Source organism: Holophaga foetida DSM 6591, from assembly GCF_000242615.2.
GTDB lineage: Bacteria > Acidobacteriota > Holophagae > Holophagales > Holophagaceae > Holophaga > Holophaga foetida.
The window spans coordinates 1,913,902-1,934,547 of record NZ_KI912268.1 but is presented as its reverse complement, the minus strand read 5'-3'; the positions used below and the strand labels follow the sequence as shown (position 1 = coordinate 1,934,547).

At 62.6% G+C, this 20,646-nt stretch carries 19 protein-coding genes; 10 read left to right on the top strand and 9 right to left on the bottom strand.

Annotated features, from left to right (window positions below; all coding sequences use genetic code 11):
- Positions 1-173 precede the first annotated feature (173 nt).
- Positions 174-1,091: a LysR family transcriptional regulator gene (locus HOLFODRAFT_RS0208430; protein WP_005037792.1), complete on the top strand. Its 918-nt coding sequence runs from the start codon at positions 174-176 to the stop codon at positions 1,089-1,091.
- Between the two features lie 475 nt (positions 1,092-1,566).
- Here HOLFODRAFT_RS0208430 and HOLFODRAFT_RS20195 read toward each other — a convergent pair whose 3' ends face one another.
- The 3 genes from HOLFODRAFT_RS20195 to HOLFODRAFT_RS0208415 form a co-directional block, all read right to left on the bottom strand.
- Positions 1,567-2,472 (bottom strand): SDR family oxidoreductase, encoded by a 906-nt coding sequence (locus HOLFODRAFT_RS20195; RefSeq protein ID WP_005037788.1) that lies wholly within the window; start codon positions 2,470-2,472, stop codon positions 1,567-1,569.
- A 15-nt stretch (positions 2,473-2,487) separates the two neighbouring features.
- On the bottom strand, positions 2,488-3,666 hold the full coding sequence (locus HOLFODRAFT_RS0208420) for an acetyl-CoA C-acyltransferase family protein (RefSeq protein ID WP_005037786.1): 1,179 nt from the start codon (positions 3,664-3,666) through the stop codon (positions 2,488-2,490).
- Between the two features lie 141 nt (positions 3,667-3,807).
- Positions 3,808-4,818, bottom strand: a complete 1,011-nt coding sequence (locus HOLFODRAFT_RS0208415; protein ID WP_005037784.1) for a cyclase family protein — start codon at positions 4,816-4,818, stop codon at positions 3,808-3,810.
- Positions 4,819-5,198: 380 nt separating this feature from the next.
- Between HOLFODRAFT_RS0208415 and HOLFODRAFT_RS0208410 the strand changes: the two genes are divergently transcribed.
- The gene (locus HOLFODRAFT_RS0208410) at positions 5,199-6,083 is read left to right on the top strand and encodes a LysR family transcriptional regulator (RefSeq protein WP_005037782.1); all 885 of its coding nucleotides are present in this window, start codon (positions 5,199-5,201) and stop codon (positions 6,081-6,083) included.
- A 58-nt stretch (positions 6,084-6,141) separates the two neighbouring features.
- Here the strand turns inward: HOLFODRAFT_RS0208410 and HOLFODRAFT_RS0208405 are convergent, their stop codons facing one another.
- The 3 genes from HOLFODRAFT_RS0208405 to istA form a co-directional block, all read right to left on the bottom strand.
- Positions 6,142-7,452 (bottom strand): ABC transporter substrate-binding protein, encoded by a 1,311-nt coding sequence (locus tag HOLFODRAFT_RS0208405; protein ID WP_005037780.1) that lies wholly within the window; start codon positions 7,450-7,452, stop codon positions 6,142-6,144.
- 354 nt (positions 7,453-7,806) lie between these two features.
- The gene (gene istB, locus HOLFODRAFT_RS0208400) at positions 7,807-8,589 is read right to left on the bottom strand and encodes an IS21-like element helper ATPase IstB (RefSeq protein ID WP_005033228.1); all 783 of its coding nucleotides are present in this window, start codon (positions 8,587-8,589) and stop codon (positions 7,807-7,809) included.
- Complete coding sequence (istA, locus tag HOLFODRAFT_RS0208395; protein WP_005033230.1) at positions 8,583-9,794, bottom strand: IS21 family transposase; 1,212 nt, start codon at positions 9,792-9,794, stop codon at positions 8,583-8,585. Before istA ends, istB begins: the two co-directional genes overlap by 7 nt.
- Before the next feature lie 135 nt (positions 9,795-9,929).
- On the opposite strand from istA, the gene HOLFODRAFT_RS20190 reads away from it, so the two are divergent.
- The 6 genes from HOLFODRAFT_RS20190 to HOLFODRAFT_RS0208365 all read left to right on the top strand — a co-directional run bounded on the left by HOLFODRAFT_RS20190 (position 9,930) and on the right by HOLFODRAFT_RS0208365 (position 15,670).
- Complete coding sequence (locus HOLFODRAFT_RS20190) at positions 9,930-10,772, top strand: tyrosine-type recombinase/integrase (RefSeq protein ID WP_005033233.1); 843 nt, start codon at positions 9,930-9,932, stop codon at positions 10,770-10,772.
- A 4-nt stretch (positions 10,773-10,776) separates the two neighbouring features.
- The gene (locus HOLFODRAFT_RS0208385) at positions 10,777-11,883 is read left to right on the top strand and encodes an IS91 family transposase (RefSeq protein ID WP_005033235.1); all 1,107 of its coding nucleotides are present in this window, start codon (positions 10,777-10,779) and stop codon (positions 11,881-11,883) included.
- Positions 11,884-12,646: 763 nt separating this feature from the next.
- A complete protein-coding gene (locus tag HOLFODRAFT_RS0208380; RefSeq protein WP_005037776.1) occupies positions 12,647-13,495 on the top strand; it encodes a beta-keto acid cleavage family enzyme in 849 nt (282 codons plus the stop codon).
- 24 nt (positions 13,496-13,519) lie between these two features.
- Positions 13,520-14,455 (top strand): 3-hydroxyacyl-CoA dehydrogenase family protein, encoded by a 936-nt coding sequence (locus tag HOLFODRAFT_RS0208375; RefSeq protein ID WP_005037772.1) that lies wholly within the window; start codon positions 13,520-13,522, stop codon positions 14,453-14,455.
- 38 nt (positions 14,456-14,493) lie between these two features.
- Positions 14,494-14,841: a cupin domain-containing protein gene (locus HOLFODRAFT_RS0208370; RefSeq protein WP_005037770.1), complete on the top strand. Its 348-nt coding sequence runs from the start codon at positions 14,494-14,496 to the stop codon at positions 14,839-14,841.
- A gap of 49 nt (positions 14,842-14,890) precedes the next feature.
- Positions 14,891-15,670, top strand: coding sequence for an SDR family oxidoreductase (locus HOLFODRAFT_RS0208365; RefSeq protein ID WP_005037767.1), 780 nt, complete (start codon positions 14,891-14,893; stop codon positions 15,668-15,670).
- 63 nt (positions 15,671-15,733) lie between these two features.
- Here HOLFODRAFT_RS0208365 and HOLFODRAFT_RS20185 read toward each other — a convergent pair whose 3' ends face one another.
- The 3 genes from HOLFODRAFT_RS20185 to HOLFODRAFT_RS0208350 all read right to left on the bottom strand — a co-directional run bounded on the left by HOLFODRAFT_RS20185 (position 15,734) and on the right by HOLFODRAFT_RS0208350 (position 18,142).
- The gene (locus HOLFODRAFT_RS20185; protein ID WP_211237942.1) at positions 15,734-16,750 is read right to left on the bottom strand and encodes a 4Fe-4S binding protein; all 1,017 of its coding nucleotides are present in this window, start codon (positions 16,748-16,750) and stop codon (positions 15,734-15,736) included.
- A gap of 47 nt (positions 16,751-16,797) precedes the next feature.
- Positions 16,798-17,652: an SDR family oxidoreductase gene (locus HOLFODRAFT_RS0208355; RefSeq protein ID WP_005037762.1), complete on the bottom strand. Its 855-nt coding sequence runs from the start codon at positions 17,650-17,652 to the stop codon at positions 16,798-16,800.
- Between the two features lie 67 nt (positions 17,653-17,719).
- Complete coding sequence (locus tag HOLFODRAFT_RS0208350; protein ID WP_005037761.1) at positions 17,720-18,142, bottom strand: Rrf2 family transcriptional regulator; 423 nt, start codon at positions 18,140-18,142, stop codon at positions 17,720-17,722.
- A 405-nt stretch (positions 18,143-18,547) separates the two neighbouring features.
- On the opposite strand from HOLFODRAFT_RS0208350, the gene HOLFODRAFT_RS0208345 reads away from it, so the two are divergent.
- Entirely contained in the window at positions 18,548-20,212 is a 1,665-nt protein-coding gene (locus HOLFODRAFT_RS0208345) for an FAD-dependent oxidoreductase (protein WP_005037759.1), read from the top strand.
- An 80-nt stretch (positions 20,213-20,292) separates the two neighbouring features.
- Positions 20,293-20,631 (top strand): cytochrome c3 family protein, encoded by a 339-nt coding sequence (locus tag HOLFODRAFT_RS0208340; RefSeq protein WP_026939166.1) that lies wholly within the window; start codon positions 20,293-20,295, stop codon positions 20,629-20,631.
- Positions 20,632-20,646 lie beyond the last annotated feature (15 nt).

The following is a 20,646-nucleotide window of genomic DNA, read 5'->3' as shown; positions in this document are numbered from 1 at the left end:
CGGGCATGGGTGGATGGGGCGTTTGTGGAAGCTTGGAAAGCCTATCCTTCCGCTCCTATGACCTGGGCCAAACAAAGCCGCGAGATACCAGGGGCTAGGGCCTGGAAGATCGATGCTGTCCACTTCATCCTGGGCCCGGAACTTAAGGCCATAATGGGGGCTAGGACAATCCCATGGACACCAAGCTGCTCAACTGTTTCAGGCTGGTGGTGGAGCACCAGAGCTTCACCAAGGCGGCCCGCCTCCTGGGCATCACCCAGTCCGCCGCGAGCTACCAGATCGCGACTCTGGAGCGGGAGCTGGGCATCACACTCTTCCGGAGGCTTCCCCAGTCCCTCCGCCTGACCCCCCAGGGGCGGCACTTCTTTTATGAGATCGAGGATGTGCTGAACCTATACCGGAAGGTAGTGGGGGAGGCCCGGGACATCGAGGCCGGGAGGCTCGGCCAGGTGAGCCTGGGCATCGCGGGGCATGCCGGGGGGGGCTTCGTCCCCAGCCTGATCAAGGCCTTCCGCCAGCGCCATCCCGGTACGCTGCTCCAGCTCTCCCGGGTGGACCTGGCCTCCCTGGAGAAGGCCCTGGAGGAGGGGCAGCTGGATGTGGGGGTGACCCTGGGCTTCGGGGAAGAGGAACACCCGGGCTTCCAGCGGCGGCTCATCGGCCAGGAGCCGGTCGTGGTCCTGCTCCCCGAGGGGCATCCCCTGGCGGACCGGGAGAGTCTTACCCTGGAGGATCTGGAATCCCAGCCCATCGTCCACCTCCTGCAGGAGGCCGACCCCCCCGGTTGCTCCGGTGTGGTACGGATGTTCGCCCGGTACGGGCTGAGCCCGAACCTGGTGCGGCGGGTGCCTGACTTCGATTCGCTTTTCCTGCTGGTGGAGGCCGGAGAGGGGCTGGCGGTCTTCCCGGCCTACCGGGCCGCCACCTGCGGAAGCGCGCGGGTAAAGATCGTCCCCCTCGCCGGGGACGGGTCGATGGAGGACGTCTTCCTGGTGTGGAATCGGGAGGCCCTGAATCCGGCCCTGGAGGTTCTGCTGGCAGAGGCGGATGCGATCCTGGCCGGGGCATCTCATAGCAAGTCGCCGTCATAGGTAGCGTATTCACCATGATGGGGCACGCGTTCCGCAGAACTGGCCATCGGACCCCAAGGGCCGGAAAGAAGGTCGGCCGGGAGTCAATGTCCGCAGGATCGGTCGCGATGGATTTTGTCTTTCCCGATTATCGGCTTTGCTCAGCCGAAAAAGGCATGAGCTGGGATGCCCAGGATGAAAGGGATGAAAAGCCGCTGACAGGAGGCTCGGCGCTCTGGCCAGGTTCAGGAAGGGCAAGGGGGCGTAGACACGCCTACGTGCCACAGCCCCCTTGCCCTTCCTGAACGCGTGCGGCTTTGCCGCGCGCCCCCGCATAGTGGGGCGGGCCAGAGCGCCTTTGTGGACCATTGTTGCCCGCTGATGGCTTTATCCGGTTCATCCCCTCCATCCCAGCTGATATTGCTTTTCGGTGCCTGCCAATAGTCCTCCCAGCCCCTCGGTCTTGGCTGAAGCAAGCCGATAATCGGGTTGTCTTTTATTGCTGTCCATCTTCGCTCCTGAACGGGGGAAGATGGCGACGGATGAATGCCGTGATATTGGTCGGATCCCTGTTCAGGAGCCACCTGAGCACGTTGGGGTTCCCGCGAATGCCATAGCTGTTGTAGCAGGCGACCAGTCGTCGGAGCGCGTCGATGGAGTAGTCCGGGACTTCTCCACGATGTCTCCGGAGCTTGTCCAGGGTCTGGTCCCCCACACTGCCTTCGGTTCCCGGGGTATCCAGGATCTGTTCCAGGGAGATGTAGCGTGCCTCAATGGGTCTGCCGGAATGGGTGGAGATGGCTTCCGCCACCTCATGGGTGGTCAGGCAGTCTTCGCTGCAGAGGGGATAGGTCGCGAACCAGTGGTCTGGCTGCAGAACGACCTTTGCGGCCACTTCCGCCACATCCTCCATGTCCACGAAGGAAAGGCGGCTGGATAGGGCGAAGGGCGAGGTCAGGACGCCGGATGCCACGACCGAGGCCACATCGATGTTCTGCATGTAGTGGGTCGGCTGCAGGATGGTGAAGGGCAGGCGGGACTGGATCAAGGCGTTCTCCACCCTCAGCTTGGCCTGGTGGTTGAGCAGGGCCTCGATCTGCGGGTGCAGAACCGAGATGTAGACAAAGTGCTCAATACCGTTCTCCCGGGCGGCGTCGATCACGAACTGTCCCATGGCGCTTTCGTGAGGGTGCATGGGCGGGCCGATGTGGATCACCGCCTTGACGCCCTCCATCGCACGGCCCAGGAAAGCTTTGTCCAGCTGGTCCCCGTAGAGGACTTCCTGAGCGCCAAGCGGACCCGCGGAGGACCGGCAGATGGCCCTGAGCGGGAGCCCCTTGGCCACCATGGCTTTCATCATGTGCCGACCCGTCTTCCCGTTGGCAGAAGTCAGCAGGATCATTTCGCGCTCCCTGGATCAGATCCGCTCAAACACTACCGCGATACCCTGCCCGCCGCCGATGCACATCGTCACGAGGGCATGGCGGCCCTGGATCCTTTCCAGTTCGTGAAGGGCTTTGGTCGCGATGAACGCACCACTTGCGCCGATGGGGTGCCCGAGGGCGATGGCGCCACCATTGGGGTTGGTCTTGGCGGGGTCCAGACCGAGCGCGCGGGAGACTGCGATTGCCTGAGCTGCGAAGGCTTCGTTGGATTCCACGACATCCATCTGGTCGACCCTTAGACCAGCCCGGGAGAGGGCCAGTCTGGAGGCCGGGATCGGGCCTTCTCCCATGAGCTCGTTGGGCACCCCCGCCACAGCCCAGGAAACCACCCTGGCGATGGGTTTATGGCCGCCTTTCTGGGCAGCCGAGGCTTCCGCCAAGAGGAAGAATGCCGCTCCGTCATTGAGCCCGGAGGCATTCCCGGCGGTCACGGTACCATCCTTCTTGAAGGCCGGTTTCATGGCCGCTAGGGCTTCGGGAGAGGTGGACCTGGGGTGCTCATCCGTGTCGAAGGTGATATCTCCCTTCTTGCCGCGCAGAGTCACTGGCACGATCTGGGAGGTGAAGTGTCCGGCCTTGATTGCGCGTGCGGCTCTCATCTGGGACTCAAGGGCCAGTTCGTCCTGCTCCTGCCGTGTGATCCCCCACTTTGCGGCTACGTTTTCGGCGGTAACGCCCATGTGGCCGGCCCCGAAGGGGTCCGTGAGGGTTCCCACCATCATGTCGACGAGGGGCGTGTCCCCCATCCGGGCGCCCCAGCGGGCAGTCGGCATGAGGTAGCCTCCACGGGACATGACTTCCACTCCCCCGCCGATCCCGAAGTCTGCCTCGCCGAGGATGATGGCCTGCGATGTGGACACAATGGCCTGCAATCCAGAGGCACATAGGCGGTTCACGCCAAAAGCGACCGAATCCATGGGCATCCCGCCAGTGACCGAAGACACCCGGGCGACATAGGGGAACCGGCCGTCCGCAGGTATGGTGTTGCCGACGGTGGCATAGGTCACCTGGTTTGCATCGACGCCAGAGCGCTGGATGGCCTCCTTGATGACAAGACCGCCGAGGGCACATGGATCCATGTCCTTGAGGGCCCCGCCGAAGGTCCCGATTGCTGATCTGACCGCACTGAGGACTACGATTTCCCGATTCATATTCCTTCCCTCCTGTTGATTCCGGCTCCTCGGCCGCCCTGTCATGAATTGCTTCGGGGGGAGGAATTCCCCCCCCCCGGTTATCTGGCCTTCAGGCTCTGGGAATCCCGATGGACCGCCCTGTCGGGAGACGTCTCCCAGCTACTTCTTGTTCCGGTTGAAGAGGCGCTGGATGTACCGCATGCCGTTGGCGCCACCGCGGGCTTCGTCGGCGTAGCCGGTGCCACCGTAGAGGTACTCGCGGTCCGGAACCTCGTTAACTTGGTCCTCGTCAATCTCGGCGAGGCAGCGGGCGATGGAACCGTCGCCCATGTACCAGCGCATGGGGAAGCAGATGAACTTGAAGCGCTTGCCGCTCACTTTGGCGAGGTCGCCGCCCAGGTTCTCCACACCCACGATGCCGTTTCCGAGCATGAGCTTGTGGCAGGGCTCCCAGGTGCCCCAGCCGCTGTGTTCCTCAAGGAAGCCGTATTTCTGGTCGTAGGCCTCCTTGCCGTGGAGCTTGATGTACTCGTCCTTGTCAAACTCAGCATAGGCTTCCGCACCGAACAGCTCCGTGTATTCCTCAACGAGCGGCCGTCCAGAGTGGCCGAGGAGATTCAGTCGGGTGCCGCCGTTTAGCCCCATGGCAGTGTGAAGGGGGTGGTCCAGGGCCTGCCCGTCCATGGCCACGCACTTGACCTTATGCTTTACGAACCAGCGGCCAGCTTCGACCCCAGTGCCGCAGGCGTAGTGGTAGTAGGCCTTGGAATCGTCGTAGTATTTGTGCATGCCGGTGTCCAGCACAACGACCATGCCCTCGAGTTCGGCAGGTTTGATCCCGGCTTTTTCGCAGGCTGCATCCAGTTCCTTGGGGCCGATCAGGGCCCAGGGCTCGACCTCGATCTTCAGGCAGACCGCCTCGCCGGTGTAGGCGTCGATGGGCATCTCGTGGGTATAGCGGGCGCGCCGACCATCGAATTCGTATTCCATGACGTGGCGGGGAGCGTCGCAGTGGGTCCCGGTGTGCTGGGGGACATTGATCCACTGGGTGAGGACGCCGCTCTTGGCCATCGTGTGGGTGCTGTTGACACTGGCCTTCTCGAAGTAGGGCCAGCGGGGGGCTTCCGCGCTGAAGGGGTGGCTCAGATCGATGTAGATTTTCTTGCTCATGGCTGTTTCTCCGTTGGTTGTGGCACTGGTGCTTGGTAGTTATATGAATGATGCTTTTGATGAGAATTTAGGGTGGCCTCGGCATAAGGGTTCCAAGCAGATCAACCATGAAGTTGAACCGCAAAAATAGAGGACGGGGTGGAATGCGTTCGAGATGGAATTCCCAGCTCGGTCACTGGTCTCGGATACGCTTCAAGCGGTTGGTTCTGCGCTGCGCTGGAAGGGTATCCAAACCATAGGAGAAATGCTTTGGGGGTGGAATTCGAATGATTATATTGTTGCGATAGATGTTATCTATCGCATTGTGGAGTGGCCTGTAGGGTATTTTGGAGGCAGCTTGACTGTCTGTTTTGCAATCTGGAACACGCTAAGGAGTTCTCATGGATACTAGGCAGTGGCGATGTTTCTTTGCGGTTGCGGAGAATTTGAATTTTACAAAAGCGTCGGCACGCCTGTACATGACCCAGCCTTCCGTAAGTTATCAGATCTCATCTCTTGAAAATGAACTTGGTGTTAAACTGTTTGTTCGAGACTCTCATGCTGTTAAACTTACGCAAAATGGGTCGTATTTTTATCAGCACATGGGCAAGATCATGCAGGAATACAACGATCTTGTTCAGAGGCTCCGTGAATTAGACTCGGGTGCTATCGGAACGATCTCCCTGGGCTTCCTGGGGCCCATTAGCAACAGCATGATGTCTCATTGGATCCATGACTTTGCCATAGCCCACCCCGCTGTCGGGTTGAATCTGAACCGCTACACGCTGACAGGTCTGGATGAGGCGGTCTCCAGCAACCAGGTGGATGTTGGGTTTACCATGAGCCTGGGGCAGGAAAGTGCGGGAGGTGTCCACCGACGCACCCTCTATACCGATGACCTTGTGCTCGCGCTCCGCCTGGACCATCCCCTAGCCTCCCGGGACTCCGCGTCGCTCACCATGCTGGAGACGACGCCGGTCGTCACCCTGACCCGGGAAGCCTCCTCGCCGGTCTTGAACTGGCTGGAGCGGTCCTGCCACCGCAACGGCTTCGACCTCCGGATCGTGCGAATGGTGCCGGATGTTGAAACCCTTCTGTTGATGATCGAGGCTGGACTGGGAGTCGCGGTGATTTCCCGCAGGATGGTCGAGTTCTATCCCCAGTACCAGGTGAAGTGCCTGACCTTTGCGGATGAGGTTCCCAAGGTGCGCTTCGAGGCCATCTGGCACGAGAAAAGCGATAATCCGTTGCTTTCGCAATTTCTGATGACCCTTCCCGAGGGGTGAGTCTGTTGAAACCCTCGCCAAGGGGCGGGCTGGCCCACCAGTCCGCCCCAGGTCAGGTCTACTTGGCAGGCATGGGGAAGATCGGTTCGCCGTTCTTCGGAACGAAGTCCAGTTTGGAGAAGACGGTCCGCAATTCCCATTTCTCCGGAGTGTCGTTCCTGAACCACTGGCCGAAAACCACAGGGCCGCGGTTGAAGTGTAACTCGTCGAACTTGACCCGGTGACAGATGGTCATGAGGTCCGTGTCCTTGAGCGCAGCGTTGACCTTCTCGGAGTCAAGGGACTTGGCTCGCTGGATGGCATCCACAATGATCTGGATCGAACGGTAGCCAGGACCGATGGCAGGGTTCAGTGGCTGATTCTTGGCGCTCTTCCAGCGTGCGGCAAGGGAGGCGGGGGTGGTATCCCCGAATCCTGGACAGTTCTTGAATGAGGGATCCCACCACACCTCGGAACCTATGGCGTGGGGAAGTTCGCCACCCCAGGCATTCACATCGTTGTAATAGAGCGCTCCCCGGCTGATCATGGCGATCTTGGGGGTGAAGCCCAGGGCCTTGCACTGCTTCCAGACGGCACCGAAGAAGGGGCCGGGGGCATTGCCCCACAGGATCTCCACGTCCGAATCCTTCCACGCCTGCACCACCGAGGAGAAGTCCGTGGTTTCCATGGGAGTCAAGCCAAGGTTCTTCTCGACGCCGACAGGGGTGTAGCCCAGCTTCTTCAAGGAGGGGCCGAAAAGGGTGTACCAGCTGCGGCCATCGGGATCATCGGAGGCCAGGATCCCGACTTTCTTGTTCGTCTGGGATCCGAACTGGTCCAGCATGGAAACCCAGGTATCCAGCACGGTATAACCGGGCTTGCCAGTCCTGAAGTCGTTTCCGGTCGCTGGACTTGAAATGGCCATCATGCCGCTTGCCCAGGTGTACTGCCACTTGGTGGGCGTTTCATTCCGCATGGCGGCATAGGCCTCCAAGGGGCCAGTGCTGGTCACATACGGGACTTTGTACCGCTCGCAAGCCTGGGAGACGCCCGGGTGCATCGGAGGGGGCTCATCCCCCGTCACGATGAAACTGACCCCGTCCTGGTTGATGAGCCCTTCGGCCAGGGTACCGGCCTTGTTGGGATCGCTCTCGTTATCCACCACCACAAGCTTGATGGGCATCTTCTGGTCGCCGACCTGGACGCCCCCCAGCCTGTTGATGTCCTCCACAGCGGCCTGGAGGCCGAAGACGGCGCCTTGGCCGAAGGAAGCGAACATACCTGTCTGTGCCTGGACCACGCCGATTTTGATCTCGGCTGGCCTTTTCTTGTCGCAACCCACAGCCAGAAGGGTGGCCATGGCCGCAATGGAACATGCGAGCTTTTTCATGCGTTCTCCCATTTATCTGGAAAATAACTGTATTTGATTGAGTTGTGCCTACGGCTCAGCAGGCCCAAGGCAGATGGCTGGATATCCATCACCCGGTAGGGATGGTTGAACGAAGCCGCTCCGCGGCGGGGGTGGCGCCGTGTGGCGGGCCCGCGCAGTAAGAAAGCTAGCAATTCCATGTAAATGAAGGCTCCTTGGTCATCGCGATGTTGACGCATCGCCAGACGACTGTCAAGCGACATGAAAATTAACCCACCCGGCGACACGAATATTGACCCCCTTGTTGTATGAGCCCGTGGGGTGTCTGGAGCGTAGGCCGTAGGCCGAAGCGGAGGACACCCCACTGGGTGCGGCTCAGGTGGTGGCCGCTGGCACCGGGGCCGGGACGATCCCGGCTCGGCGCTTCTCCCGCAGGCGGTAACTCTCGCCTTTGATGGTGATGATGTGGCTGTGGTGCAGCAGTCGGTCCAGGATGGCGGTTGCCAGGATGGTATCCCCGAACACCTCGCCCCACGCACCCACTGGCTGGTTGCTGGTGATCATGAGGCTGCCCCGCTCATATCTCCGGTTCACGAGCTGGAACATGAGGTGGGCCGCCCGCCGCTCGAAGGGTAGATATCCTAGCTCATCCACAATCAGTAGTTTGGGCTTCGAGAAATGCAGGAGACGCTCCTCCAGGCGACCCTCTGCCTCGGCCCGCATCAGTTGACCCACCAGGGCCGTGGCGCTCACGAACAGGCAGCTCGCGCCCCGTTCGATGGACTTCCGCCCCAACCCGATGGCCAAGTGGGTCTTACCCACCCCTGGTGGCCCAAGGAGCAGGATGTTCTCCGCATGAGCGATGAAGGTCCCCGTCTCCAGCTCCCGGATCAGGCGGCGATCCAGGCTCGGCTGAAGGTCGAAGTCGTAGTCATCCAGGCTCCGCCGGATCGGGAAGTGGGCGATCTGGATGCCCATCCGGGTTCGCTTTGAGTCCTTGGCCGCTGCCTCCTCCGAGAGCACCAGATCCAGGAAGTCCAGGAAGCTCAGTTCCTTTCGTGCAGCCTCCTGAAGCAGGCCATCCAGGCGGTCCCGGGTCGTCGTCAGCTTCATCCGGCTCAGGTGGCTCTGAATGCGCTCCATCTGGGGGTTCACCATGGCTCACCTCCCACCACCTCCTCGTAGACCGACAGGGGGCGCTCGATTTCATTGGGGCGACCGATCCAGGCGTGTCCGTTCACGAAGGTCAGCACGTGGCCAGGATCCTCCACGACCTGATGCCGTCCCGGTGCCACGCTGTGCTCCGCCACGATCCGATCCTGGAAGTGGACCTGGATGAGGTCCTGCTCGATGAGCACATCCACCACCTCTCCCACCAGGCCCGGTGGAACGCTGTAGCGGTTGGTATCGATGTCGATGCGGAAGTCAGAGGATACCTTCCGCTCCTCCCAGCGCGACTTCATGTAGCTGGGATGGTTCCCGATGGGCCGCAGCGCCATGCGCTCACCCGCCTCGAAGCGCTCGATGGGCTTCTCGAAGGTGGTGCCGTGGACCCGCACATCCGCTACCTCCCGGAGCCACTTGGCCAAGTGGAGGTCCAGGGCCAAGTCGCTCTCGAAGGCCAGTCCGCCCAGGGCATTGCCTTTCACATAGCCGACCCCGCTCTCCACCTTCCCCTTGGTTCGGGCGCGGTAGGGCTGGCAGGCTTTCGGCCGCACGCCCCAGTGCTCGCAGAAGGCCAGGAACTCAGGATGGAACTGGGCTTTTCCGGAACGAGGGTGCGACAGGACCAGGGGTTTGGCATTGTCCACCAGCAGTTCCTCCGGTACGCCGCCGAAGTGGCGAAAGGCGTGCTCGATACCCAGGATCCAGTCCCGCTGCCGGAGCCCGAAGCAGACCTCCGCATAGTCGCGGCGGCTGTAGCCCAGGGTCCCCACAAATACGAAGCGTTTCTGCGGAACCCGGCCGATCTCCAGCCACTTCTCTCCGAAGTCGATCTGCATCTGCTTGCCCGGTGGGGTCTCAAAGCGCAGCGTGGCCCGATCGCTCACGACCTGCTCCCGACGCAGGGGGCGGATCGCCCGCTCCACTGTGCGCAGGCTCGTCTGCACCCCCTTGGCCAGTAGTTCCTGACGGAAGACATCACCATTCCTCACTCCGGCCCGCCACCGCTCCCGAAGCCAGTCGCGGTGAGTATCCAACGTGGCCTCGCGATTTGGACCGCCGTAACGGCGATCTGGACCTGCCTTCAGCCAGGCTTTCACGGTGTTCCGGGATATCCCCAACTCCTCGGCGATCCGTCTCATCCCCCAGCCCAACTTCCTCAGGGCAAAGACTTGCCCTGCCTCCTCGTTGCCCAGCATCCCGTCTCCCACTTGTGCAGGTACGAGATTGCCTCGATTTCTTCCCATGACTTCCCCTCCGTGAGGGGGGTCAACTTTCGTGTCGTTCCTGGGTCAGTTTCTGATGTCGCCTGACAACGACCAAGGAGGTACTACATGAAGGACGTCAGTCTATCTCTATCCCGCCTGGAAGCGGACCTGCGAATGGCGGATCGGGCGAAAGGGACGATCCAGCAATACCTAGCTTCGATCCGGCGCTTTGAGGAGGCTCTGGGCTCGGATCTGGCGGAGGCGGATCAGGAGGCTATCCGCCGCTGGGTGGACCACCTCCGGCTGCAGCCCATCGGGCCGGAACGGCTGCGGTGCCACTACTCGGCGCTGAAGTTCCTCTACGCTCGCACCCTGGGGCAGCCGGAGAAGGTGGCCTTCATCTCGATGCCCCGCAAGGACGCCCCGCTGCCCACGGTCCTGAGCCCAGCCGAAATCCAGCGGGTGCTGGATGCCTTCCTGGTCGCCAAATACCGAGTGTTCTTTGCCCTCATCTACGCCACCGGGCTCAGGATCCGTGAGGCCAGTCTGCTCCAGACCACCGACATCGACGCGATGCAGCGGGTCATCCATGTGCGCAACGGTAAGGGTGGAAAGGAACGCCTGGTCCCCCTGAGCTCCAGCCTCTACGCCCTGCTTCGGAGGTACTACGGGCACGAACGCCCACCACTCCCCTGGGTGTTCACCTCGAAGGCGGGCAAGCCGCTCTGCCACGAAACCGCGCGCCGAGCCTTGCTTTGCGCCTCCGCCGTGGCGGGCATCGGCAAGGTGGTCACCCCCCACATGCTCCGGCACTCCTTTGCCACGAACCTTCTGGAGCACGGCACGGACCTGCGAAAGATCCAGGTGGTGCTGGGGCACGGCAGCATCAAGTCCACGACGATCTACACCCAGGTCTCACCGAGCCAGATCGCTTCCGTGAGAAGTCCTCTGGAGGATTTGAAGCTATAGCGCCGTGGCCTTCCCAAGGCCTCGCCACGACATCGCGGATATCGTCAGGGCGCACCGCCCGGAACTGGAGCGGCTCCATCGCCTCTCCCGGCCCCAGAAGCGCGTCCTGACGGCCATCAGCCGGTGTCGCACAGCCGCCCTCGGCGGCCATGTCGAGGTATGTACCGGCTGCGGTCGGGAGCATCCGGTCTACAACAGTTGCCGGAACCGTCACTGCCCCAAGTGCCAGGCCGCAGCCCAGCAGAAGTGGATCGATGCCCGGGCCGAGCGCATCCTGCCGGTGCCCCACTTCCACCTGGTGTTCACGCTCCCCTCGGAGCTGAAGCCCGTGGCCATGCGCCATCCAGTGGAGGTCTATGGCGCCCTGTTCCAGGTCACCGGCGAGGTCCTGGCGGAGTTGGGACGGACCCACCTCCGGGCCACCCTGGGGCTCACCCTGGTGCTCCACACCTGGACCCGGGACCTCCGCTTCCATCCCCATGTCCACGTGCTGGCCACGGCGGGCGGGCTTTCGCTGGATGGGAGCCGGTTCGTCCACGCCAGAAAGGACTACCTGTTCCCGGTGAAGGCCATGGGCAAGCTGCTGCGGGGAAAGATGCTGGATGCCCTGCGAGGACTCCGCCGGAAGGGCATCCTGCCAGATCAGGGCTTCAATGCCCTCATGGCCACCCTCGCCCGCCACAAGTCCTGGGTCGTCTATGCGAAAGCCCCCTTCCGGCGTTCCCAGCATGTGCTGAGCTACCTGGGGCGCTACACCCACCGGGTGGGTATCGCCAATTCCCGGCTGATCGACGTGGGGCCGGGGCATGTCACCTTCCGCACCCGGGGCCAGCAGACCGTCACCCTCCACCCCATCGAGTTCCTGCGCCGCTTTGTCCAGCATGTCCTTCCGGATGGCTTCCATAAGATCCGGCACTTTGGCCTCTACGCCTCGGCCCAGGGTGGAGGTCTGCTGGAACAGGCCAGGGCCCTGCTGCCTGCTCCGAAACCCAGAGCCGAGGCGTGTCCAGCCGAAGGCACGGGGCAACGCTGCCCTCATTGTGGTGGTCTGATCCTCTGGCGACCGCTGATGAGTGAAGCCTCCAGGGCACCCCCGGCGGTGATGCCATGACTGTCAGCCTCTCAGCTATCCATCACCTGCACCACGACCTCCACCACGGCGGGACGGCGAAGCCCTGCTGTGACGCCAACTCGGTCCAAGCCCCTGCCGGGACTGTCGGGCTCAGCAGTCAGCAATCCCTGGGCGACAGGGGACCTGGCGTCCCCAAAAGTGGATCAGCAGGCGCGATTTCCCCATAGCCCTCGCCCAACTCCCCCGCCGCTCCGGGCTTGTTCAACACCGCATTTCATCGGTGGGGGCTCCGTCTACCTGAGGCAGCCTCGCCCACGCCCCACCGACGAAATGCTCACTGTTTTGGTGGCAGTATTGACTTTTGCGGCAAAAGCACTGCCAGCTTTCCTGAGTGCCTCCATGATTGGAAACCCGAATTTTCAATTGTGCCGATAGAAGAATCCTTCAATCGGGTGTGATTCGAGTTGCCACGCTTGATCAAATGCTGGTTTTTGAAGCTTGTTAGCTGTTTTCGATCGAAAATTTGGCCCGACTTGGGTTGGCGAGGAGCTGCGAGGACGACTGCCCCAATCTCACGGGTCAGGGACAACCCATAGAAAATCGCTATTGCAGCCATTGATCCTTTCGAATTCCAGGAATCGACTGGTTTGCATAGGATTCGGGAATCGCAGTCCCCGCAAGGGCATTCCCATTCGGGAAACTTCTGGCTACGCCCAGGAGCCCGCCCGTTTCATTCATGCGCTTCCCGTGCCAGCTATGGCACAGGAAAGGTGCGCTTAAAAACCATTGTTTGAGGAAAACCATGTCCGATCTGTCCAACAAGGTCATTCTGACCGTCGCCCACACCGGCGCCTGGCCCAAGAAGACCGACACCCCCTACGTGCCCCTGACCCCCCAGGAGATTGCCGAGGACGTGCTCGCCTGCGAAAAGGCCGGTGCCTCCGTCTCCCACATCCACGTGCGCGATGACAACAGCGTTCCCACCATGGACTTCAACAAGTTCAAGGAGACCGTGGACCTGATCCGCGCCGCCAACAGCAACATGGTCCTGAACCTGACCACCTCCGGCGGCCTGGGCCTCACGGACGAAATCCGCCAGAAGCCCTTCGTCGAGCTGCGCCCCGAGATGGCCTCCTACGATTGCGGCACCATGAACTGGCAGCACAGCGGCATCTTCGAGAACAGCCCCCGCTTCCTTGAGTCCACCGCCATCGCTATGCGCGAGTGCAAGGTCAAGCCTGAGATCGAGATCTTCGACATCAGCTGGATCTACAACGCCACCTACCTCCTCAAGAAGGGCATCCTCCAGGGGCCCCAGCACTTCCAGTTCGTCCTCGGCGCCGCCAACGGCATCCCCGCCACCGTCGAGAACCTCTGCATCCTGCTCCGCAACATCCCCCAGGGTCAGGGCCACACCTGGTCCGCCTTCGGCATCGGCCAGATGCACCTGCCCATCATCGCCGCCTCCATCGCCCTGGGGGGGCACGTCCGCATCGGCATGGAAGACAACATCTTCCTGTCCAAGGGCGTGCTGGCCAAGTCCAACGTCGAGTTCGTCGAGCGCACCAAGAAGATCATTGAGGCCCTCGGCAAGGAAGTCGCCACCCCCGACGAGGCTCGCCAGATCCTCGGCATCCCTGCGCGCAACTAAGCCGCAGTTCTCTTCGGAGCCGACATGAAAGAATTCAACCATATTGCCATCATCGGGTCTGGACTGATGGGTTGTGGGCTGGCCCAGGCCTTTGCCTACTCCAAGAACTGCCAGGTCCAGATATTCAGCCGAGCCACTCCGCCTGCGGAGATCTTTGAGCGTGTTGAGACCAATCTCAGGCCTCTGGTCGACAAAGGGGTTTTCTCCGCGAATGAGGTCGCCTCGATCAAAACCCGGATCACCCCCACCAACAACTTGGCGGATGCGGTGCGCAAGGCGGACTTCATCGTCGAATGTGTCGCCGAGGATATGGAGATCAAGCAGAACCTGTTCCGGGACCTGGAGCCGCTGACGCGCCCAGATACGGTCTACGCCACCAACACCTCGGTCATGAGCCCAACGGAGATTGCGGCCAAGACCAGCCGGAAGGACCGGGTGGTCGGAGCCCACTTCTGGAATCCGCCCTACCTGATTCCCCTGGTGGAGGTGGTCAAGGCCGCCGAGACCTCCGAAGCCACCATGGACTACACCATGGAGCTGCTCCGGCAGGTCGGGAAGCGCCCGATCCGGGTGAACAAGGATGTGCCGGGTTTCGTCGCCAACCGTCTCCAGCACGCTCTATGGCGCGAGGCAATCTCCATCGTGGAGCGCGGCATCGCTGATGCCGCAACGGTGGATGAGGCCATCAAGACCAGCTTCGGGATGCGACTCCCCCAGCTCGCGCCCATGGAGAATTCGGACCTCGCGGGGCTGGATCTTACGCTCCAGATCCACAGCTACATCCTCAAGCATCTCGAGAACTCCACCGAGCCATCTCCTCTGCTCCAGGAGAAGGTCGCCAAAGGCGAGCTCGGCTTCAAGTCGAACGGCAAGGGCTGGAGGGAGTGGACCCCTGAATCCATGGCCACCTGCAAGCGAGAGCTTTCCGAATACCTCATCAAGGTCATCTACGGCAAGTGAACCCTACTGTCCCCGCCATTCGGCGCATGGAGGCATCTATGATCAAACGGGAAGTCAAGAACTGTCAGCCCTACGAGGCGCCCAAGCACTTCAACATGTCGGCGCTTCGCCTTCATGGGAAGGATGAGTCCGGCATCACCAAGTTCTGGGTGGGCATGTCCCATTTCCTCCCCAAGGGGGGCGCGGAATACGACGAGTCTCCCGTGGAGAAGGTCTATTTCGTCCTCAGTGGCGAGGTTACGGTCTACAGCAAGGACGAGAAGGAGAAGTTTGTCCTGGGGCCCACGGACTCCATCCACATCGGATCGGGAGAGGGGCGGACCCTGGTGAATGAGAGCAACCTGCCCGCCACCATGCTCGTGATCGTCAACTACCCCAACAGCTAGGGTGCTGCTGGGATCTGCAGTGTTTCCAACGACACATGTGAGGTGTGAAATGAAGAATATTTTTTCTCTTGAGGGGAAAAACGCAGTTGTCATCGGCGGTGGCGGTGGGATTGGCCTGGAGATCGCCAAGGGGCTCGCTTTCTATGGTGCCAAGGTGGCCATCGCCAGCCGCACCCTGGAAACCCTGAAGGCCGCCGCCGACAAGATCGAGCAGGAGATCGGAAAGAAGGTCCTCTGTCTCCAGGTGGATGCCTCCAGGGAGGAGAGCATCGCCGCCCTGGCCGAGAAGGCCGCCGAGGAGATGGGGTTCGTGCAGATCCTCGTCAATTCCCAGGGCTACAACAAGAAATACTCGACCTTCGACCTGCCCGTGGCCGAGTGGGAGTCCATGGTCTCCACCAACGTCACAGGTATGATGATCGCCTGCCGGGAGTTTGGGCGCGCCATGGTGGAGAACAGGTACGGGAAGATCATCAATGTGACCTCCATCCGCGGCATCCGGGCGGTCATCGGCGGGGGCGGGAACACCGCCTACTCCACGACGAAAGGTGCCGTGGACATGTTGACCAAGAGCCTCGCCTCCGAGTGGGCGAAGTTCAATGTCAATGTGAATGCCATCGGCCCGGTCATCACGGATACGCCGATGATGGCCTCTGTCTTCGCAGCGAACCCCGAACTCAAGCCCAACATACTCCGGAACATCCCCATGGGCCGGATCGGGCTGCCAGAGGACAACATCGGGCCTGCGGTCTTCCTGGCATCCGACGCTTCGGCGTTTGTCACCGGGCAGATCATCTATCCAGACGGCGGCAGCGCCGCGGTTGTGTGAGTTCCTGCTGTACCAGGCAGACCCCTGTTTGAAGGGTTTCCGCATCCCGGCGCCGAGGGCTCCTCATTCCCTCGGCGCCTGCCCTCGGTTGTGCTGATATAGAGGCGAATCCAGCTCCGGGATGCGGCGGAGGTATTCCTCCCGGCTGATCTCGTTCCGCCAGTGCCCGGTGGCCATGGCCAAGCCGCAGACCAGGAGGAAGAGGCCCAGCACCAGGGCGCCGAAGTGGATGCCGGGAACCTTGACCTGCCCCGGGGCCTCCATGGCCAGGGTCTCCTTCACGGGGCAGGCGTCCACGCAGCGCAAACAGGCCATGCACTCGTCACTGCGGACCCGGGTGGCGGCATGGACCTGGATCCGGGAGGGGCAGGCCCGGGTGCAGCGCCCGCAGTCGATGCAAGTGCTCTTCTCGCGCCGCACCTTCAGGGGGCTGGCCAGGCTCAGGAAGCCCAGGAGGGCGCCGTAGGGGCAGAGGTAGCGGCACCAGAAGTTCTGCACCAGGACCGAGAGCAGGGCCAGCACCAGGATCACGCCGATGGCCAGGCCGCTGATGCGGGCGAAGAAGAGATACATCTTCAGGTCGGCCATGCGGTTGTACGGGCTCGCCAGGAAGGTATCCAGGCTGTGCCCGTCCATGCCCAGGACGGCCCACAGGAAGAAGGCCAGGAGGAGATACTTCAGCATCCGCAGGGGCCAGTCCGCCCAGCGGGGCAGGCTGAGGTTGCGCCTGAAGAGTCTTCTCCCCAGCTCCCATAGGGCTTCGCTCAGGGTGCCCACGGGGCAGAGCCAGCCGCAGAAACCCTTCTTCAGCAGGAGGCTGATGGCCAGGATGGCGATGAGGATGAAGAGGCCCGCTGGATGGATGCTTGTCAGATGCCCTGTCTCGACCCACTGGCGCAGGCTCATGAGGGCGCTGATGGGGAGGAATCCCTCGGCTCCCGGTGGATGGGGCACATAGAGGGCCGCCCCGCCGCTCATCCCCCAGCGCATGAAGAGGAAGAACTCCACGCCGATCCACAGGCAGAGCAACAGAAGGGCGATCTGGACCGTGCGGCGGAAGGGTTGGCTGCGGAAAGACAAGGGGCCCCCAAGGCAGGCCTTCAGCATGCCATGGGGGCCCCTGGGGATCAGCCCTTGAGGGCTGCGGTGACCAGGGTTGCGAGGGGCGTCGTGGGACGGCCGATGAGGCCACTCAGGACTTTCCCGTCATCGTAAAGGCCGCCCTTGGATGCCCCGGTATCCGACTCCGCCAGCAGCGTGGCCAGGCCCTCGGGCAGGCCAGCCCCCACGAGGGCCTGCTGGTAGGCCACCTCCGGGATGTTCTGGTAGGTGATGGCCTTGCCGGTCTGCCTGGCGATCTCGGCGGCCAGCTCCGTCAGGGTGTAGGCCGTGTCCCCGGCCAGTTCGTAGACCTTGCCGGCCTGGTCGGGCAGGACGAGGACCTGGGCGGCGGCGGCGGCGTAGTCGGCCCGGGCGGCGGAGGCGATACGGCCATCCCCGGCGGCACCGTAGACCGCTCCGAGCTGGAGGGCGGCGGGAACGCTGGCGGTGTAGTTCTCGGTGTACCAGCCATTGCGCAGCAGGACGTAGGGCACACCGGCCGTCTTCAGATACTCCTCCGTGGCCTTGTGCTCGGCGGCCAGGGGCAGGGGGGAGCTGTCGGCCCGCAGGATGCTGGTGTAGGCCAGGAGCTTGACGCCTGCACGCTTGGCGGCGTCGATGAGGGCGACATGCTGGGGATAGCGTTTGCCGACTTCGCTGGAGGAGATCAGGAGCACCTTCTCGACGCCCTGGAGGGCCCTGTCGAGGGTCTCGGGCTGCTCATAATCGCCCTGGCGCAGTTCCACGCCGAGGGTGGCCAGGTCCTGAGCCTTGGCGGGAGTGCGCACCAGAGCAGCGATCTGGGTGGCAGGGACCTGCTTCAGCAGGTTCTGGATGACGAGGTGGCCGAGCTGGCCGGAAGCGCCGGTGACGAGGATCATGGTGGTTCTCCTTATGGAATTTGAGATGAACCGCAACCGATATGGTTACGAATTTGTTGAAAAAAAGTCAGCACTCATCGCTGACGTTCTGGACAAGCTGGGCGATGGTGGTGCGATCCAGATCCTGCTCCAGGGCCGCCTGGGCGGACTGGAAACGGCGCATCAAAGCCTGCTGGATGGTGCGGCCCACGGGGCAGAGGGGGTTGGGGTCCGAGCTGTGGAGGGGGAAGATCGAGGTCTCTTCCATGGCCAGGAATACGTGGCGGAGGGTGATGGCCTCGGCCGCCTTGAGGAGCTGCCAGCCCCCGCCGGGCCCCCCCTGGGAGGACACCAGACCCGCCTGGCGCAGGTTGGCCAGGATGCGGCGGATGACCACCGGGTTGGTGTTGACGCTGCCTGCGATGAACTCGGAGGTCAGGGGCTCCGGCCCGCAGTATGCGAGGAGCGTGAGGATATGGATGGCGACGGTGAATCGGGTGTTGTTGTTCATGGGATTTCGTATCCGTAACTATGATGGTTGCGATATGCCTGGACGTCAAGGGGGCTTTTGGGTAGGGCAATCGCATTAAAAATGCGATCGCCCTGGATCTTGGGAATTCAGAGTCGGGCTTGAACAGTTTTTTGGCATAATTAATAATTTTTATACTGTTCAACTGGAGAATCCACGGGGCATAGCCCCTGATCCGGGGGCCTTGCCTCGGCCGGTATTCCCTTGACGGCCTTGAGATGATTGGGAAATTGCGTTGGACCCCGGGAGGGCAGGGGCGGACACTGGTGCTACACGATCTGCCTGCGCAATGTACCGCAAATCCACCCTCTGCAGGGTTTGGATCTGAAGAGCTACTTGGCCCCCCAGGCCTTCGGCCTGTGGCTTGCCCCCAATGGAGGAGGGTTCATGAGCAAGGATGAAAACAACAAGGCCCCGGAATCGGGTCGCCGCCTGTTCCTGAAGCAGTCCTTCCTCGCCGGGGTGGGTGTCAGCGCGGCGGGCTCCCTGGGCGCGGCCCAGATCCTGGAGGCCCCCCAGGGCGCGGCGCCCTCACCGGTGGCCCCTGCGGGGGGACACAACTGGGAGGTGGCTCCTGCACCCATTCCCGAGAGCAAGATCACCCAGACCCTCGAGACGGATGTGCTCGTCCTAGGGGCCGGGATCGCGGGCATGGGGACCGCCCTGGGGGCCGCCGAGGTTGGCCTCAAGGTGGTCGTCATCGAGAAGATGAGGACCTTCTCCGCTCGCGGCATGCATAATGGCGCCATCGACAGCCGGGTTCAGAAGAAGGCCGGCATCCGGATTGACCGGGAGCGGGTGATCGCCGAGCTGGTGGCCTTCGCGGGCAACCGGGTCCACCAGAACCTGGTGCGGCTCTGGGCCGAGAAGAGCGGTGAGATCTTCGACCACTTCACGGACCTGGCCGAGGCCCGGGACATGGAGGTGGTGCTCACGGACACCTTCCTGGTGGGCCGGAAGTTCCCCGACCTCTACCCCGGCTACACCACCGCCCACACCTTCGTGAAGAAGGGGGCCGCCCGGAGCAGCGGCAACGAGTACGTCCCGACCCAGGAATACTTCCTGGGAATGATGGAGGCCGAGGCCAAGGCCAAGGGAGCCCAGTTCCTATACAGCACCCCGGCCCAACAGCTTTTGCGCGAGAAGGGCGGGCGGGTCGTGGGGGTCGTCGCCAAGAGCAAGGGCGGCTTCATCCGGATCCTGGCCCGGAAGGGCGTGGTGGTGGCCACGGGCAGCTACACCGAGAACCCCGAGATGGTGAACGCGTGGTGTCCCGCGGCGGCGGTGCCCGAGGTGAAGATCTACACCCCCTTCGGCGGCAACACTGGCGATGGCCTCAGGATGGCCATGTGGGCCGGGGCGACCATGCAGCCGCTTCCCCATCCCGCCATGATCCACACGATCCCCGGCATCGGCATCGACCTGATGGCCGGCAACCAGAGCTTCCTGCAGGTCAACAAGTTCGGCCAGCGCTTCGGCAGCGAGGCCCTGCCCAACCAGACCCTCTACAACGGCCGCACCCTGCAGCCGGGGAAGAAGGCCTGGGCGGTCTTTGACTCCAACTACGAGCGGGACTTCAGCACCTTCAAGACGGGCTTCGACGGCCCTGTGCTGGAGGATCGCGCCGCCCTGGAGGCATCGGTGAAGAAGGGGCTGGCCCTGAAGGCCGACACCCTGGAGGGCCTGGCTCAGGCCATGGGGGTGCCCGCTGGGGCCCTCAAGGCCTCCGTGGCCCGCTACACCAAGTTCGCCAAGGAAGGTCGGGACCAGGACTTCGGCAAGGAGCCCTACCTCATGTTCCCCATCGAGCAGGGGCCCTTCTTCGCCCTGCCCATCAAGTCCTGCCTGCTGGTGACCGTAGGCGGCCTGAACGTGGACCAGGACATGCAGGTGCTCGACAAGCGCGATGAGCAGATCCCGGGCCTCTACGCGGCTGGCAACGCCATGGGGAACTTCTTTGCCAACGAGTACCCCCTCCACTGTCCCGGCCTCAGCCATGGCCGTGCCGTGGTGCTGGGCTACATCCTGGGGCAGCGCCTGGCCAAGGCCTGATCCCCTTTTCTCCACCCGAGCGCGGGAGTGCCGTTAGCGCGGCCTCCCGCCTTCCTGACAGGACCTTTGTGCGCACTGCCATGATCTCGCTATTCACCGTTCTCGCCCTGGGGGCCGTGGCCCTTGCGGGGGCCGAGGACAAGCCCCGGCCGCTTCTGGCCGATCGCCACAAGGCCGCCGGCCTGGCCTGCGCCGACTGCCACGGCGAGGGCTCCAGGCAGGCGGTAGAGAGCGATCAGTGCCTGAGCTGCCACGAGAGCTGGGAGGCCACGGCCAAGCGTACCCGCACCATCAAGCCCAACCCCCACGACAACCACGTGGTCAACGCCAGCGGGGAGTGCAACCTCTGCCACCACGGCCACAAGGCGGCGGAAGTGGTCTGCGCCCAGTGCCACCAGGATTTCCCCTTCCGCCCCTGAGTAGAATGAGGGCTG